19 protein-coding genes and 1 pseudogene are annotated in these 17,187 nt (G+C 36.7%); 10 read left to right on the top strand and 10 right to left on the bottom strand.

From position 1 onward, the window contains the following. The 4 genes and pseudogenes from QZN27_RS09985 to QZN27_RS04705 all read right to left on the bottom strand — a co-directional run. Positions 1–137, bottom strand: a pseudogene (locus QZN27_RS09985) (peptidase); the annotation flags it as partial. Next, positions 134–856, bottom strand: a complete 723-nt coding sequence (locus tag QZN27_RS04695; protein WP_296784342.1) for a tRNA(His) guanylyltransferase Thg1 family protein — start codon at positions 854–856, stop codon at positions 134–136. The pseudogene QZN27_RS09985 and the gene QZN27_RS04695, both read right to left, overlap by 4 nt. Continuing rightward, entirely contained in the window at positions 856–1,620 is a 765-nt protein-coding gene (locus tag QZN27_RS04700; RefSeq protein WP_296784344.1) for an aspartate dehydrogenase, read from the bottom strand. The genes QZN27_RS04695 and QZN27_RS04700 overlap by 1 nt, the downstream gene beginning before the upstream one ends. Positions 1,621–1,668: 48 nt before the next feature. Continuing rightward, a complete protein-coding gene (locus tag QZN27_RS04705) occupies positions 1,669–2,073 on the bottom strand; it encodes a PRC-barrel domain-containing protein (RefSeq protein WP_296784347.1) in 405 nt (134 codons plus the stop codon). 166 nt (positions 2,074–2,239) lie between these two features. Here QZN27_RS04705 and QZN27_RS04710 point away from each other — a divergent pair, with 166 nt between their 5' ends. Then, on the top strand, positions 2,240–2,962 hold the full coding sequence (locus QZN27_RS04710) for a tRNA-binding protein (protein WP_296784349.1): 723 nt from the start codon (positions 2,240–2,242) through the stop codon (positions 2,960–2,962). A gap of 15 nt (positions 2,963–2,977) precedes the next feature. Here the strand turns inward: QZN27_RS04710 and QZN27_RS04715 are convergent, their stop codons facing one another. Continuing rightward, positions 2,978–4,390 (bottom strand): lactaldehyde dehydrogenase, encoded by a 1,413-nt coding sequence (locus tag QZN27_RS04715; protein WP_296784352.1) that lies wholly within the window; start codon positions 4,388–4,390, stop codon positions 2,978–2,980. 50 nt (positions 4,391–4,440) lie between these two features. Here QZN27_RS04715 and QZN27_RS04720 point away from each other — a divergent pair, with 50 nt between their 5' ends. Both QZN27_RS04720 and QZN27_RS04725 read left to right on the top strand, forming a co-directional pair. Next, positions 4,441–5,022, top strand: a complete 582-nt coding sequence (locus tag QZN27_RS04720; RefSeq protein WP_296784355.1) for a TMEM175 family protein — start codon at positions 4,441–4,443, stop codon at positions 5,020–5,022. Next, entirely contained in the window at positions 5,012–5,575 is a 564-nt protein-coding gene (locus QZN27_RS04725; protein ID WP_296784358.1) for a TMEM175 family protein, read from the top strand. Before QZN27_RS04720 ends, QZN27_RS04725 begins: the two co-directional genes overlap by 11 nt. Positions 5,576–5,577: 2 nt before the next feature. On the opposite strand, the gene QZN27_RS04730 is transcribed toward QZN27_RS04725, so the two are convergent. The 4 genes from QZN27_RS04730 to QZN27_RS04745 form a co-directional block, all read right to left on the bottom strand. Further along, complete coding sequence (locus tag QZN27_RS04730; RefSeq protein ID WP_296784361.1) at positions 5,578–5,760, bottom strand: class III signal peptide-containing protein; 183 nt, start codon at positions 5,758–5,760, stop codon at positions 5,578–5,580. Continuing rightward, the gene (locus QZN27_RS04735) at positions 5,760–6,686 is read right to left on the bottom strand and encodes a type II secretion system F family protein (RefSeq protein WP_296784363.1); all 927 of its coding nucleotides are present in this window, start codon (positions 6,684–6,686) and stop codon (positions 5,760–5,762) included. The genes QZN27_RS04730 and QZN27_RS04735 overlap by 1 nt, the downstream gene beginning before the upstream one ends. Before the next feature lie 156 nt (positions 6,687–6,842). Next, a complete protein-coding gene (locus tag QZN27_RS04740; RefSeq protein ID WP_296784365.1) occupies positions 6,843–7,136 on the bottom strand; it encodes a hypothetical protein in 294 nt (97 codons plus the stop codon). 151 nt (positions 7,137–7,287) lie between these two features. Beyond that, positions 7,288–8,295 carry a M48 family metallopeptidase gene (locus QZN27_RS04745; protein ID WP_296784368.1) on the bottom strand — a complete coding sequence of 336 codons (1,008 nt, stop codon included), beginning with the start codon at positions 8,293–8,295 and terminating at the stop codon, positions 7,288–7,290. Between the two features lie 244 nt (positions 8,296–8,539). Here QZN27_RS04745 and feoB point away from each other — a divergent pair, with 244 nt between their 5' ends. From feoB to QZN27_RS04780, 7 genes are all read left to right on the top strand, one after another. Next, complete coding sequence (feoB, locus tag QZN27_RS04750) at positions 8,540–10,558, top strand: ferrous iron transport protein B (protein WP_296784371.1); 2,019 nt, start codon at positions 8,540–8,542, stop codon at positions 10,556–10,558. Between the two features lie 80 nt (positions 10,559–10,638). After that, positions 10,639–10,869 carry a FeoA family protein gene (locus QZN27_RS04755; RefSeq protein WP_296784374.1) on the top strand — a complete coding sequence of 77 codons (231 nt, stop codon included), beginning with the start codon at positions 10,639–10,641 and terminating at the stop codon, positions 10,867–10,869. A 33-nt stretch (positions 10,870–10,902) separates the two neighbouring features. Then, complete coding sequence (locus QZN27_RS04760; protein ID WP_296784377.1) at positions 10,903–11,112, top strand: hypothetical protein; 210 nt, start codon at positions 10,903–10,905, stop codon at positions 11,110–11,112. A gap of 15 nt (positions 11,113–11,127) precedes the next feature. Beyond that, positions 11,128–11,394, top strand: a complete 267-nt coding sequence (locus QZN27_RS04765) for a DUF6110 family protein (RefSeq protein WP_296784379.1) — start codon at positions 11,128–11,130, stop codon at positions 11,392–11,394. Positions 11,395–11,419: 25 nt separating this feature from the next. Further along, entirely contained in the window at positions 11,420–13,567 is a 2,148-nt protein-coding gene (locus QZN27_RS04770; protein ID WP_296784382.1) for a heavy metal translocating P-type ATPase, read from the top strand. An 80-nt stretch (positions 13,568–13,647) separates the two neighbouring features. Next, on the top strand, positions 13,648–14,352 hold the full coding sequence (locus QZN27_RS04775; protein WP_296784385.1) for an ABC transporter ATP-binding protein: 705 nt from the start codon (positions 13,648–13,650) through the stop codon (positions 14,350–14,352). A 4-nt stretch (positions 14,353–14,356) separates the two neighbouring features. After that, a complete protein-coding gene (locus QZN27_RS04780) occupies positions 14,357–16,627 on the top strand; it encodes an ABC transporter permease (protein WP_296784389.1) in 2,271 nt (756 codons plus the stop codon). A gap of 167 nt (positions 16,628–16,794) precedes the next feature. Here QZN27_RS04780 and QZN27_RS04785 read toward each other — a convergent pair. Further along, positions 16,795–17,187: zinc ribbon domain-containing protein (locus tag QZN27_RS04785; protein ID WP_296784391.1), on the bottom strand; the 393-nt coding region annotated here is incomplete at its 5' end.

Consider the following 17,187-nt stretch of genomic DNA (forward strand, 5'->3'; position numbering starts at 1 on the left):
CCATCTAAAAAAGCCAGGAATTCATTCGGATATGATTTTTTTGAGTAATAAATTACTGATTCAAGAACTTCACGGTCAACTCTGACTTCTCGAAATTCCTCATCTTTGTTTCCAAGTATCTTTGAAATGAAACTCATTCAATCACCCCTATGCTTTTAAAGAAATCCTCATTGAATATGGGAAGCTCCCAATCAGTGAAGACATAACTTCTGTATGATGTTTGATTTTTATTCTCTTTTTTGTTAAAACCGACTACTTTTTTATTCTTCCTATATATTCCTATTCCACGTTTTTTGTAAGTTTCAATGTCATTCAAGTTAATGCCATTTTGGAACAATAATTCATGTATTTCATTTAACTTCATACCATTTATTTTATCGTTGGCTTCATTATTTGAATACTTTGTTTTGAGGTATGAAATCCCATGTGAGTTGACGCAATTCGTCCAGGACTCATCCTGCCTCCATCTGAAATAATCCAGTATGTCATCATCATTAATCGGAATTATTCTTGAATCGAAGGCCGGAGGCTTTTTGAAAACAGCACCATAATTCATTACAAAAGAACTGGATGCAAAACCAGCCATTACAGAATCTATTTTTTCGACTCTACCCTCAAAAGGAAGATTATCTAAAAGCAAGCTTATTTCATCTGAAAAAGTATAAACAAAACTTGGAGAAAATTCCTTGAACAAATCTTCACAGACTTTCGCCATGACCTGATAAAAGTTTTCGTCATATGGCTTGATTAAGTCCAGATCCTTAGCCAATTTATGAAATGCCCTGCCATCTAGACGGACAATGACTTTTGAGTTTTTCGGAACTTTTAGAGATGAATAAACTTCATAGTCCTTCATTACATACCCACGCTAATGGTTTCGTTGAAACTTTTAAGTAGCCTGATAGCTGAAAGCGCCGCCAACATGCTTGTTTTTGGATTGGCAGCACAAGGATAATTCATGGTTCTTGTCTTAAACTCGCCGAAATCTCCCCTTGCTGTGATTTCGTGGACATTCCTATCCACATTAGGGTCAACAATTATCTTGACGTCAATATCCATGTTGCATGCCATACTGATGGTCGCTGCAACATTGATGTTCAATGGAAATTCCTTAACGGCATCGGAAGCTTTGCCTTCAAATAAGACCTCTTCAGTGTCAATGTCCTTTCCAAGAGATTTTGGTGATTTTCTTGTAACGAGACTGACTTCCTTAAGGCCGAATTTGGCAACTGCCTTGATTCCATCCAAACCGACAACAGCTCCTGACGGCAAGTGGATTTTGGCGTTATTGTCCTTGGCTATTTTTAACACCTTAGAATAGAAATCCTTATCCATAAATGCACCAATGCTCATGATTATCATGTCAATGCCGTTTTCCAAGACAGTCGGTGCAAAATACTTTACTGAATCCGGTGAAGCGCATTCCAATATTAAATCAACATCATCCAACATGTCTTCAAAACTAAGTACTGCCACCCCACCTGCAAGGCTTGCAATATTTTCTGCCCTTTCAATGTCCTTATCGAAAAAGTATGCAATCTCAATATCATTTTCTTCAGAAATTATGCTGGTTGTTATAATATTAGCAATAGCTCCACAGCCTATAATACCTACTTTCATAGTATCACGCTTGAAAAAAAGTTAAAAAAAGAATTATAGAAAGATTGCTTATAATCTTTCAGTTTCAAATTGGCTTTGAGTTTCGCCTTGTGGTTGAGGGTTTTCAGGTTTTGGAACAGTAGCTTCAGGGATTTGTGGTTCAGGAGCCACTTTTTTAATGTCTCTAGGATTAATTAGCATAATGTCCCCAATAGCTTGAACTTTATCAAAGTCAACTGTCAATAAATCATTCTGGAAAGATCTCATGTTGTTGTCTTCAGGCACTTCGCCACGAATGGTTCCTAAAAAGGAATTCACGAATCCAGCAGGTTTTGGTTGTTGTTCAATTGCTCTGACTTGTAATTTTGAAATAGTTCCTAACCTAATATTAAGAACAACATCTTCTACACGACCAACATAGTGTCCTGTGTTGGTATAAATATCTAAACTACGTAATTTTGAAACTTCTACCATGTTTTACACCCAAGTATAATATTATTAATATAAATAAATATGTATATTTTTATTTAATTGTTAATATAAATACTTTTTGTTTTTTAAAGTTTGAAAATTCGTTTTTGCAAAAAATTTATTAAATTTTAAAATTAAAATATAAATTAGACTTAAAAGAGGACTTTAAATGTGGGATACAACAAAAGATTATAGAATTTTAGTGGCAAGCAAAGCAAGAGAAAATTATCTGAATCTTATTCCAACAGCTTCATTTCGCGGAAGTTGGAATAAAAAACAAGCAATTGAACTAGGAAAACAGATGAACAGTGATTTTCAATCATTAACTTATTCTTACCTTGAAGGAGATGAACTTGTGAATTCTCCAGATGTTGCTGCCTTAACTGAAAAGGCTTTAAGCATTATTGAATGTTTGGGCGGAGATGACTGGAATAAAAAATTCCTAAGCAATGCTCCAAAAGAGGATAGGCAAAAAACCCAGGAAAACATTGCAAAGGTCAGGTTTTTCCTTGATTCAATCATCGGTTTAAAAGATCGTTTGGCATTAGGTCCGATAAACGACCCGATAATGGGCGTTGACATTAAAGTCGGAGAGGTAATGAGCGTAACACAACATCCTAAAAATGAAAACTTAATGCTCTGTAATGTAAACCTTGGAAAACGTGCGATTACAGTTGTAACCAATGATATGAACGTTAAAGATGATAATAAAGTGGGAGTGTCATTATTGCCTCCACAATCATTCAGCGATATCGTCAGCGAAGGAATGTTTTTAGGGATGAACGGAAATATCCTGAAGGATGTTGAGGGGGATCTTGGCGCAATGCCGAAAGGCATACCTATGGAATCACTCAATGAGACCCGTAACCTTGTTGAAAATTATTTAAAATAGCTAAATATAGCTATTTTACCTTAAATTTAATCCTATTAATTTTGTTTTTGTCATTTCATCAACAGCGTATTTTATTCCTTCCTTTCCAACACCACTGTTTTTAAATCCGCCGAATGGCATGTTGTCAGTTCTGAATGTTGACTGCTTGTTGACAAATACCGTTCCGGCCTCTATTTCATTGGCACATCTCATTGCAGATGAGTAATTTTGGGTAAATACTCCTGCCTGCAGGCCATATTCAGTTGCATTTGCAGCTTCAATCGCTTCATCAAGATTTTTAACACGAATTATTGGAGCTACAGGTCCGAATGTTTCCCGGACAACAAGATCCATATCCAATGTGACATTATCAATCACTGTTGCGCAATAAAATGCTCCGTCACGTTTGCCGCCGGTCAATATTTCGGCGCCCTCGGCAACTGCATTGTTGACTGTCTCTTCAACCTGTATTGCGGCTTTTTCAGAAATCAGAGTTCCCAAAGTTGTTGTGCTTTCAAGAGGATTTCCCATCTGCAATTTTTCAGTTGCTCCAACAAGCTTCTCGCAGAATTCATCGGCAACGCTATCCTCAACGATTACACGTTTAACCCCCATGCAGACCTGTCCCGCATTAAGGAACGCTCCATTAATAATTCCTTTAACGGCCTTATCCAAATCGGCATCCTTTAGAATGATTACAGGATCGTTTCCTCCAAGTTCGAGAGTCACCTTTTTCATTCCTGCCTTCTGTGAAATCATCATTCCGGTTGTCACGCTTCCGGTAAATGATATCTTGTCGACTTCAGGAGAACACACCAGATAATCTCCTATTTCAGAGCCGTAGCCTGTAACAACATTAACGACACCATCAGGAAACTCCTCATCGAGCAGTTCACAGAATTTCATGACAGCCAAAGGAGCTTCTGTTGGCGGTTTGACAATTACTGTGTTTTTGCATGCTATGGCAGGTGCAATCTTATGGATTGTCAGATTAAGCGGATAGTTGAATGGTGTTATTGCCGCAACAACCCCTAAAGGCAATCTTTGGGTGAACGCAAAAAATCCCTTGCCGTTAAGGCCTGCATCCAGAGGCACGCTTTCCCCATAGATTCTTTTTGCCTCTTCAGCGGACAGTCTCAATGTCTCAATTGACCTGTCAACCTCAACCAGAGCCTCGCCGATAGGCTTTCCAACTTCCAAACATAAGAGATGTGCGAATTCCTCACGCCTCTCTTCAAGTTTTTGGACTGCATTAAAAAGTTTATTTGAAATTTTGAATGCTGACATTTCAACTAAAGAATCCTTAGCATCATTTGCAGCATCAATTGCCAATTGTGCAGTTTGCCTGTGAGCAATCGGAACTGTATCGATTACTTCACCATCATAAGGGTTTTTTACATCAATCAAATCATCACTTGAGATATGCTTTCCACCAATCAACATGTCCATCTTATCACCTTTAATTAATATTTTATATTATGAAATTATAAATATTGACTATGGAAACGAATCGTTTTGAAACATTTTTCGATGCAATCATTGCAATCGTAATAACCGTGCTTGTTTTAAAAATTCCACAACCTGCAAGCCCCACCTTAAACGCTGTTTTAGACTTGCATACTATGTATATTGCATATCTGATAAGCTTTCTGATTCTATACAATTTATGGTATGCCAACCATAACCTTTTCAGGCTTGTCGAAACCATAGACAACACTACACTTTGGATTTATGGAATGATGACATTTGTGATATCCCTTATTCCATATTTTACAATATGGCTTGCGAATAACCCCAGTTCAATAGCGACAGAGACAATGTTTGGAGTCATCTTTATTGTAACCCATATCTTAAACACTCTGGCCACAAAAGCAGTCTACAGGAGCAATCCATATAATACAAACCTGCGGGAAATCAATCACGATTCGTATTACATGAATCTGCCGTTAATCCTAATAATCATAGGATTTATATTGACATACAGCGGATATCCGCAAGGAATATATTATGCATGTTTGACATCAATTGTCCTATGGGTTCTGATTGGAAGATTAATCAGGAGGGGTCATGATGGAAACTGAACGATTTGAAGCATTGATTGATGCTATCTTAGCTATTATCATCACAATTATTGTTTTGGAAATACCTCTTGCAAGCAACGGCACCTGGCAGGCTCTCCTAGACATCAAATATGAATTCATAATATATGCAATCAGTTTCATGATCTGCTTTAATTTCTGGAACTTCAACAACAACATATTCAGCATCGTCAATAAAGTTGACCCTAAAATCATCTGGACAATGGGCCTGACCTTGTTTGTGTTTTCACTGCTGCCGTATCTGACAACATTTGCCGCTGAAAACTTCTATGTATTTTTCCCGCAATTCCTATACGGCTTGAGTTTTATCATAACTGCAATATTTTCCCTGATAATCTGCAAATTCCTGAAGGATGCAGACCCTGGAAATGTTGCGCTTCAAGTTGCTTTAAGTGACCCATATCCATTCTACTCTACAATCATTTTGGTTTTGATTGGAATTGCAATAGGTTATTTTGCATATCCTCCAGTGATAATGTTATCCTGTTTGATTTCAATTCTTGGAGTTTGGATAATTCCAAAAATCAAGAAATAACCTTATTTAAAATATTTTTCCAATGCGTTTAGCTCGACGTTGAATTCCCGGACTTCCTTTGACGATATTTCACCCGACAAATCCGTCATGTATGCGTTATACATGTGGACTGCAAGCAGAACCACCACGATTATTCCTCCGAAAAGCAGGATAAACTCCGCTGAAGCCTGACCCCGATTATCCATCACAATCCCCCCATTAGAAGACTTCCGCCGAATGTGGAGATGAAATAGAATATTCCAAACGATGAACATGCAAGAGGCAATGTGAACTTGATTCCCTTTTTAACATCACCGTACATGATTATGCTGATGATGAATGCCACCAGAACGGAATGTATAATCAGGTATAACTCTCCGGCAATCGGTGCGGTTAAAATGATTTCCGACTCCATCCCGTATCCCTGCATGAAGCTGGAGTATACGCTCACCATTCCAATTGCAAAGGGCGTTGCAATGACGGCTGAGATTAAAAGAAACATCACAGACATCATCACTGCAGATTTTCTCTCCCTTTTAAGAGCCATCAGGTCCCTTAAATCATCTGAAACATCAGAAAGAACTTTTGAAATGCTTGATCCGGATTTCCTTCCGTCAAGAATTATTCCAAAAACCCTTTCCAGTTCCTTTGACTTTAATCTTTTACTCATTGCCCTCCAGGCATCGTCAAAATTGCGACCCATACGAATCTCAATAATCGTTCTCCTCATCTCGTCATATAGGGGGCCTTCGCTATACTGTGACATGTCCTCCATTGCGTTTTCAAAACTTAAACCGACCTGAAGCATGCTTGAAAGCTGCCTTAAAAAATCAGGCGCTGTCTTTTCGATTTCCTGTGCCCGCCTTTCCTGCTGGACAACGACATATGTGAAAAGCCCCGGAATTACAAAAAACGGCAGAATCAATACAGAAATTGGGAAGCCGAACATTGTTACTGTTAACATTAATGCGATTTCACTTACTGAAATGAAAATTATGAGCATGGCTAAAACTTTACTTGCATCTGTAAAAATGGCCCCGCCCAATAAAAATTCCTGCAATTTAGATAAATACTTTTCAGGAACAATATTGTCAATAACTGATGCTAAATCATTTACTATTTTAAATTTCATAAAATAAAATTAGATTTTAAATCATATAAACGCTTTGTTGCATTCCAAAGCAATTTAACAAGGTAAAAACAAGATTTATCTAAAATTTACATTTTAGAAAAAATGAATCAATGGAATTAGCAAAAAAAGAAAAAGGTAAATAGAGATTATTAATCTCTATTTTTTAATGGTTAATTTTTTGGTTACAATGTCTTTTCCATAGGTTACTTTGTATTTGTATTTTTTGCCAACTTTGAGTTTTTTGAGCATGGATTTTTTGACTTTCCAGGTTGCTATGCCCTTCTTGTTGGTTTTTACTTTGTAAGTTTTCTTGTTGAATTTGATCTTGAGGACTTTACCTTTGAGGTATTTGCCGTTGACTTTCTTCAAGGAAACTTTCACTTTTTTGATAGCTTGTTTACCTGATTTTAAAGTTATGGCGTATTTTTTAGTCTTTTTTGCTTGCTCCATCACTGATTCCCAAAACTTCATCATTCTCATCTAATGCAAATCAATATTTGTTTCAATTTGTTGAGCTATAGAAAATATATGTGACAAACTTAAAAAAATAGGTGCATAATTAAAAAAATGTTTGAAAAAAAATAGATTAAAATGATGGATATCAGTGATATCCCAAATATCTGAGAATCACATAAAGAACCAATATTACCGCCAATATGATGAGTGAACTTCTTGCTGAAAAGAATCTGGTTTTTCTAAACTCCTCATCCTTGACTTCGCCTTTCTTAATTATCCTTTCCTTTTCAAAGGAACATTTCTGATAGATTGCTTCAAGATCCTTTGGAAGCCTTCCGTGTTCATTCAACATGTTGATTGTTTTGTTCAAATGTTTAACTGCTTCCGATTCATTTCCAATCTTTACGCAGCAAAATGCAGCCTTATAATTGAAATTGGTTACGAGTTCCAAATCATCCTCGACCTTGCTTTCATAGCCGATGCAGTACTTGTAGTTTTTCAGGGCTTCCTTATACTGGCCGAGCTCATATAACGCGTCGCCTTTTGCATTGAAACCTATTATGGTATCCTCGTTTTGAAGGGACTTGTTGAGATAGGTTAACGCCTCATCGTTTTTGCCTGCTTTTTGAAGCATTTGCCCCTTATACAGGTCAGAGTCATTATCACTACCGTATTTCTTTTCATATTGATTCAGGTGAGCCAATGCATCATCATATCTTTTGGCCTTAATCAGCAATCTGATTTTATTCATCAGAATTTCCTTTTTACTGATGCGGGGCTTTTCAATAGCTGAAAATGAATCATATTTCTCAAGAGCCTTATCCATATACTCCAATGATTCCTCAACGTTTCCCTTATTAAATCTGGATAAAGCCTTATCACATAACACATTTATGGACCTGGGCCGTTTCTGCAAGTACTGATCAAAATATCTTTCACCGTAATCACCGTTGTCATGGGATTCGTCATAATACTGGTAATAGATTCCCTTCTCTTCAATTGCAGGCAAATAATCAGCATCAATCAATAAATCTAAAATTGCAAGATAATCCTCAACTTCATCTTTTCCGTGCCTTTTCCTGGCCAATTTAAGAGCTTCCTCATAATTATTCTCAGAAATATATTGTTTTGCTGCTTCAATAGACTTGCTCATCATATCTTCCCTAAAAAATTAAAATTATTTTGCTTTTATATAATATCTATTTACTTTTAATATAAATATTTTTAGTCATACCTAAACTTTAAATACTATAAAAATCAATTGATATATATGTTTAGGTTAACCTAAAAATTTTTTTGGGTTATGAAACTTAAACTAAGAAATTTTTTTAGTGAGGAGTAATGCTGTTTCAAGCATTATTCCTTAAAATGTTAATAACAAAACGGGAGAATGGTTAATGACAGAACTAATTGTAGGATTAGCCGGTAACCCAAATGTAGGGAAAACCACTGTCTTCAATCAATTAACTGGTATGCGACAACATGTCGGTAACTGGCCTGGAAAAACAGTTGAAAGAGCTGAAGGCCACTTCAAACATGGAAGCTACGACTATGATGTCATCGACTTGCCAGGTAATTATGCATTGAGTGCTCATTCTATGGAAGAAATCGTGTCAAGGGATTTCATTGTAGATGATGACTCTGATGTGATTGTCAACATAGTGGATGCCGCTAATCTGGAACGTAATTTATACTTAACAGTGCAAATGATGGAATTAGGTGCCAATTTAGTAATGGGACTTAACATGAATGATTTTGCAAAGAAAAAAGACCACATCATCAACATTGATTTGATGAGTGAACTTTTAGGATTTCCGGTAATTGAAATCAACGCTAAAACCGGTGACGGATTCGAAAAGTTATTGTCAACTGTTGAAAAGCAATCTAAAAATTCAATCGACACCAGTCAAAAATTATCATACGGAAATGATATAAAAGGACATTTATCTCAAATTCAAGAAATCATTGAGAAAGACAAGAATTTAATGGATGTCCCTTCAGTCTGGACCGCAATCAAATTATTGGAAAGGGACACAATCGTAATAGAAAAAGTCCAACAATCAAGTTATGGATCCCAAATTTTAGTTGAAGTTGATAAGGTAAGCAAACATTTACATGATGTTTATAAAGAAGGTCCGGAAGAAGTCATTGCAAATGCAAGATATGCATTTATCGACGGTTTAATGGCCGAAGCAGTTAAAAAACCATCCGTTGAAAAGGAAACCACAACAGATAAAATTGATAAGATTGTCACCAACAGATTATTAGCCCCATTCATATTCTTAATCATAATGTGGGTAATGTTCCAATTGACATTCACAATCGGAGCCCCTTTCCAGGACATGATTGATGAAGCATTTGGTTCAATAGGAGAATTTGTTGCAGGATATATTGCAAACGAATATTTAGCATCCTTCATCTGTGACGGTATCATCGGAGGAGTAGGTGGAGTTCTCACTTTCTTGCCTATTATTATTCTGATGTTTTTATTCTTAAGCATATTGGAAGACTGCGGATATCTTGCAAGGGCAGCATTTACCTTAGACAAACTGATGCACAAAATTGTTGGACTTCACGGTAAAGCATTCATTCCTATGATTTTAGGATTCGGTTGCGGTGTACCTGCAATCATGGCAACAAGAACCATGGAAAACGAAGGGGACCGTATGCTTGCAATGATGCTCGTTCCGTTCATGTCCTGTACAGCAAGACTGCCGATTTATGCTATTTTTATTGCAGCATTCTTTGCCAACAACGAAGGAACAATGTTGCTAGCTATTTATGTATTAGGTATTGTTGTAGCACTTATTGTTGCAGCTATCCTTAAAAGAACCATGTTTAAAGGATTATCCACACCATTCGTAATGGAATTGCCAACATATAAAATTCCATCAGTAAAAGGTGTATTATTACACACATGGGAGAAAGTAAAAGGATTCTTAAGAAAAGCAGGTACTATTATTCTTGCATGTTCAATTGTCTTATGGATTTTAAGCATATTCCCATTAGGAGTAGAATACGGATCTGCTGAAAGCGTATTAGGTATGATCGGTTCAGTCATTGCTCCAATCTTTGCTCCATTAGGATTTGGAACATGGCAAGCAGCTGTAGCAATCATTGCAGGATTAGCCGCTAAAGAAGTAGTAGTAGCAACATTCGGTACATTAGCCGGATTGGAAGAAGATGATGAGGAAGGAATTACCAATTTGGTACATGACACATTCACACCATTATCAGCATTTTCATTCATGGCATTTACATTGCTCTACACTCCGTGTTTTGCAGCAATTGCAGCCATCAAACAGGAAACCAACAGTTACAAATGGGCATTAACAATGTGTGGTATAACATTAGTAACCGCATATATCGTTTCATTCCTTATTTACAATGTAGGTTTACTTGCAGGATTCGGATAGTGAATTAAAGACGTAAAATTCAGATGACGATTAGAATTTCTAATTGTCATTATTAAATTTTTTTTAGAAGGTGATTAAAAATGACAAGAACTTTAAAAGAAGTAAAACCTGGTGAAACAGTAAAATTAGTAAAATACCATGACACTGGAGATATAGGTTTAAGAAGACACTTATTAGGAATGGGTTTTGTTAAAGGAGCAGAAATTACTGTTAAAAAAGTTGCTACTTTAGGAGATCCAATCGAAATGAGTGTAAAAGGATATGACGTTTGCCTTAGAAAGGAAGAAGCTGAAAACATTGAAGTGGAATAAAACTTCAATCTTTTATTTTAATGAGTGTTTATTATGAAATGCCGTATGTGTGGCTTTGAATTTGATGAAACAAAAGTGGAAAACCGTGGCTGTTCTGGCTGTGGAAAACATGGACACTGCAATCAGGTTCATTGTCCCAACTGTGGATTTGGCAATCATCCTGAACTTGAAGAGGAATTTGAATTTATAAACAAACTCAAAAACAGACTTAAAATCGGAAAAAAGGATACAAATTATTTATAAAGAGAGGTTATAAAAATGAGACGTGAGGAAATTTTTAACAAATGTTACGAACACAAACATGCATTGATTTTCGCAGCAGGAATCGCAACTGCAATTATTGGTAAAAAAGCATTAGAATCCAAAACTGTAAAAAATGCTGCAACCAGAGGAATGGCTACAGTAATATCTGCTAAAAAAGATGCAGAAGAATGCTTTCAAGATATGAAAGAAAACGCAGAAGAAATTGTGGTTGATGCACACAAAGAAGACAAAAAAGAAATTTACGTAGAATCAAAAGAATAAACTTATTTTTTCAAGGTATAAAAAGATGAAATATCAAGTAATGTATGATAACGGCTCCCGTCTAAGAGTTCGTTCAGGCCAATGGGCTTTCACCAAAAAGGAAGGTTATGGCCTTGCTTCATTACTTTTAAATCAAAGTTTTGTCCATGAAGTATTCACTTCCCATAGAAACGGAAGCATTTTAATATACTACGATGGTGATGTTGAAAGCAAACAAAAGATTTTCAATATCCTGGACAACATTACATTAGATGATCTTTTCGAAGCAGAGCCAACCCAAGCTCAAAGCTCAAGAGAAATCACAGATGATTTCTATTTAAAATTAACCAAAATGGTCTTTAATAGATTCATTTATAGAATATTTTTACCAATACCAATTAGAAACGCATTGACAATCTATAATGCAGCAGAATACATTTGGGAAGGTTTAGATAGTTTAACCAGCTTCAGAGTTGATGTTGCACTCCTAGATGGTGCAGCAGTAACCGGCGCACTGCTTCAAAAACAATATAAACCTGCAAGCTCAATGATGTTCTTATTGTCAATCTCCGACGCACTTGAAGACTACACATTACAGAAAGCCAAAAGCACACTTAAAGACAGTTTGGCCTTAAACATAGATACTGTATGGGTAGTAGGAGAAGACGGTGAGGAAAAACAATGTGCCGCAGTTGATATTGGTAAAGGCGACAAGATTAAAGTCCATATGGGCGATGTAATACCTGTTGATGGAAAAGTAATTGAAGGAGAAGGAATGGTTAATGAAGCTTCAATGACTGGAGAACCATTAGCTGTCCATAAAAGACCTGGAAAAACTGTCCATGCAGGAACCGTTATAGAAGAAGGAAATCTGATTGTTGAAGTTTATTCAATGAATAAAGAAACCAGATTAAACAAGATTATTGATTTGATTGAAAACTCCGAAGAGCTGAAAGCAGATACTCAAAGCAAAGCCGAAAAACTCGCCGATTCAATCGTGCCATACAGCTTCCTTGCAACTGCCTTAACCTATCTGATTACAAGAAATGCAACAAAGGCGTTGTCAGTATTGATGGTTGATTTTTCATGTGCAATCAAGCTTACAACACCATTATCAATCATATCTGCAATGCGTGAAGCATCAGACAACAGAATGATGATAAAAGGTGGAAAGTTCCTCGAAAACTATGCAAATGCAGACACAATCATATTCGACAAGACAGGAACCCTGACAAATGCAACACCGAAAGTTGTTGAAGTAATTCCAATGTCCAAAAGATATGAACGTGACGACATCCTGAGAATGGCCGCCTGCATTGAGGAACACTTCGCTCACAGCATTGCCACAGCAATCGTGAAGCAGGCTAAAGAGGAAGGTCTAAAGCATGAAGAGGACCACAGTGAAGTGGAATACATTGTGGCACATGGTATTGTAACCGAATATGATGGAAAGCGTGCAGTTATCGGATCAAAACACTTCTTGTTTGACGATGAAAATGTCAAAGTGACCAAGACTCAAGAGAAAAAGATAGCTAAAGAAGCTGCAGAACATTCTGTGGTCTATCTGGCTATTGATGGAAAGCTTGAAGGACTTATTTGCATTGACGACCCTGTACGCAGCGAAGCGAAATATGTCATTGAGGAACTCAAGGAGTTAGGTATTGAAAATGTCATAATGCTTACCGGAGACAGTGAAAGCGGTGCAAAAGCCAGCGCCAAAGCATTAGGCATTACCGATTATAAATCACAAGTTCTTCCAGAGGACAAATCAAGAATCGTTGAAGAACTGAAACAGGAAGGAAAAACCGTGATAATGGTTGGAGACGGCATTAATGATTCACCTGCCCTTGCGGCTGCAGATGTATCCGTTTCAATGAAACATTCATCCGATATTGCCAGAGAGGTTGCAGACATATCACTGCTGTCAGATGACTTATATGACCTTGTAACACTTAGAAAATTAAGTGTTGGAATGCTGGATAAGATCAACAACAATTACCGCAATATTGTTGCAGTAAACGGCAGCCTCCTTGTTTTAGGTGTTTTAGGTGTGATTCCTCCATCAACCTCATCAATGATACATAACCTATCTACGATGCTGTTTGGAGTGATGAGTACCAAATCCGTATTAAACGATGAAGACTATTCAAAAGGTATAGAAGTAGAAGCCATTGAAGTGGCTGATATTTCTTAATCTTTTCTTTTTTTAAATTAAAGATTATATACTCATTTTAAAATTAAAACATTTAAATTAATTATTAGGAAGGACTATCAATGAGCACAATTATTGAATTCAAGAATGTTGATAAGACTTATAAATCTGGAGACCACATCTTAAAAGCTATGGATAATGTCAATTTTACAATTGATGAAGGGGAATTCGTTGTAATCTTGGGACCATCCGGTGCAGGCAAATCAACACTTTTAAACCTCTTGGGTGGTCTTGATATGGTTACTTCCGGTGAAATTATTGTAAAAGAGAATCATATAGAAGAATTTTCAGACAATCAGCTTACAGACTATAGGGCCAAAAATGTAGGATTCATTTTTCAGTTCTATAACCTGATTCCGAACCTGACCGCACTTGAAAACGTTGAGCTGATGAAAGACATCGTGGATGTGAACATAAACGGATTGGATGTTCTGGACTCGGTTGGACTTAAAGATCATGCCAGCCAATTTCCAGCACAATTATCTGGAGGAGAACAGCAAAGGGTGTCAATTGCAAGAGCAGTGGCCAAACAGCCTACAATGCTTTTGTGTGATGAACCAACAGGAGCACTTGACTCAAAAACAGGTGTTTTAATTCTTAACTTGCTTCAGGACATGAGCAACAACAAAGGAACTACAGTAGTCATAGTGACACACAATGCAATATTGGCCCATGCAGCAGATAAGGTAATCAGAATTAAAAACGGGCAAATCGAAAGCATTGTCGTTAATGAGAATCCAAAAAAGATTACAGATTTGGAATGGTGAGCATATGCTTAAAAAAAAGATGATAAGAGACATTAGAAAGCATAAAACCCAATTCCTGTCAATCTTTTTGATGGCTTTTTTAGGCGTTTTTGTCTTTGCTGGCGTTGGCGGAGAATCTGTAGGTCTTGAAGTGAATGTTGACAAGTTTTATGATGATACAAACTTGGCTGACGGTTGGATTTATTCAAATTATATCAATGACTTATTTTTAGACCAGATATATTGTCTAGGTGCAACCAACCAAATGGAAAGACAATTGGTCGTGGATTCAGTTGCGGATTTTTCAAATGATCCCGAAATTACGCTGCATTTTGTCGAGAACAACACAATATCCAAATTTTATTTGATTGACGGTGAAGCGCTGGACATCAATGATAAGAATGGAGTGTGGCTAGACAAAAGCTTTGCAGATGCAAAGGGTCTGAAAGTGGGCGACAACATCACATTTGAATTTACAGATTACAAAATCAAAAAGGAAATCAAGGGAATAGGATATTCGCCTGAATACGTTTATCATGCATCACAATCATCAGTAATTCCAGATTTTTCAAAATTAGGTTTTGCATATATGTCCTATAAGGCATTTCCGGGAGATACCGTTCCATATAATGTATTAAACGTTAAATTTGATGGAACCGCTGAAAATTATAATGACCTGCTGGATTATCATATGGGCGGTTATTATAACTCATTTGTGGAAAGGTCCGAGCACACAAGCGTGTCCCAATTTTCAGAAGAGATGGACCAGCACCAGATGATGGCGGGAATTTTCCCTGTTGTGTTCATATTGATTGCAATGCTGATTCTTTTGACAACAATGACCAGGATAATTGCACACCAGAGAACCCAGATTGGTATTCTAAAGGCATGCGGTTTTAAAGACAAGTCAATAATGTTGCATTACATCTCATACGGTTTCTGGCTGGTTTTATTCGGTTCCATTCTGGGATTGATTATAGGCCCTTTGACCTTGCCTAAGCTGTTTTATCCATCAATGAGCTCCACTTACATATTGCCTTCATGGGAACCTGCATGGAGCATGGATTTTGTCTATGTTGCATTGGCAATGATTATAATGTCTGTTCTAGTTTCATATTATGCAGTGAAAAGCATTTTTAATGAAAATCCTGCAGATACAATAAGGCCAAAGGCTCCTAAGGTATCCTCATCAGGAATGATTGAAAAATTAGGGTTTTTCAAACACCTTTCATTCAATACCCGTTGGAATTATCGTGATGCCAAAAGAAACAAATTCAGAGCATTGATGACAATCATTGGAGTTATAGGATGTACAGCACTGTTAGTGTCCGCATTTGGAATGTATGATGGAATGAATGACTTGAAGGAATGGGAATTTAATCAAATTAACCATTATGATTCAAAACTGGTTATTGATGATGGTGCAAGCATTTCAGAAGTTGATGATGTTGCAGATGAGGTTAATGGTGACAAGATAATGGAATCTGCCATTGAAATCGAATCGGATAGCATCAAGAAGTCAGGTTCACTATTGGTTTTGAACCATACAGACCTAATCACTCCGACCGATTATGATTGGAACAAGATTAAAATAGAGGATGACGAGGTTTCAATTTCACAAAAAATGGCCAATATGTTGGGAGTCGATGTTGGCGATACAGTCAAATGGCACATCATGGGTTCCGACAAATGGATTAAAACAAAAATTGACAAGATTCATTCAGATCCAACTTCACAAGGGTTTATAATGTCCGCTGACAAATTAGAGGATTTGGATTTGAACTACACTCCAACAAGCGTTGTAACAACAGAGCATGTCACTAAAAATTACACTGCAATAAAAACCGCAAACTCAATCAAGGACATGACCTCCAGTTGGGACGAGCTGACTGAAGCGATGTGGCTATTGATATACATCCTAATATTTTTCGCATCACTTCTGGCCGTTGTGGTACTGTACAATCTGGGACTGCTGTCATTTACAGAAATCGAACGTGAAATAGCTACCCTTAAGGTTTTGGGCTTTAAAACAAAGGCATTGAGAAAGTTGCTTTTAACACAGAACCTATGGTTTACAACTATTGGATATCTATTGGGCATTCCGGTCGGTTATTATATATTAAAAATAATGTGGGAGTCATCAGGAGATTCATTTTATATTCTTCCATCAATATCCCTCATGAATTTAGTTATAACTGCCATAATAACATTTTCATTATCCATACTTGTGAACTTGATGTTTTCACGCAAGATTAAAAAGTTAGACATGGTGGAATCACTTAAAAGTGCGGAATAGTTAAACTATTCCCCTTTATTTAGTGATACGATTTAATAACTTAATTTTTGTAATAAGTTTTTACTTGAACCACCCTATCCTATAGAGGATGGGGATTCCTGAATTTTTTTCACTTAATAATGGTTAATTTAAGTATTTTTTCAGGCTATCTCCGTTGAACCAGCGGTTTAGAATACGTTTGTGTCCCTATCAAGTGTTTTTCCGCATTTTTGACATTTCCAGTTGCGTGTTTTGACTTTTAACTCTTTGTTTATGTGTCCGCAGTGGTGGCATTTTCTGCTTGTGTTGTGTGGTTTTACGAATTGTACGCCGTCTGCTTCTGGTTTGTAGAGTTGGAATTTGTCTTTTAGTCTTTTTATGAATCGCGATAGAGGAAATATCATGTTTTCCTCTCCTCCAATTAAGATCTTGATAGTAGAGTAGTTTTCTTCAAAGACTATTGTATCATATTTTTTGACTATGTTGTAGGTTAGTTTTTCAATGTAGTCATTTAATTGGTTTGTTCTTTTGTTGTACCATTTTTGTAGTCTTTTTTGTAGTTTTTTCCATCGTCTGCTCAT

This window comes from uncultured Methanobrevibacter sp., from assembly GCF_900316895.1.
In the GTDB taxonomy this organism is placed as follows: domain Archaea; phylum Methanobacteriota; class Methanobacteria; order Methanobacteriales; family Methanobacteriaceae; genus Methanocatella.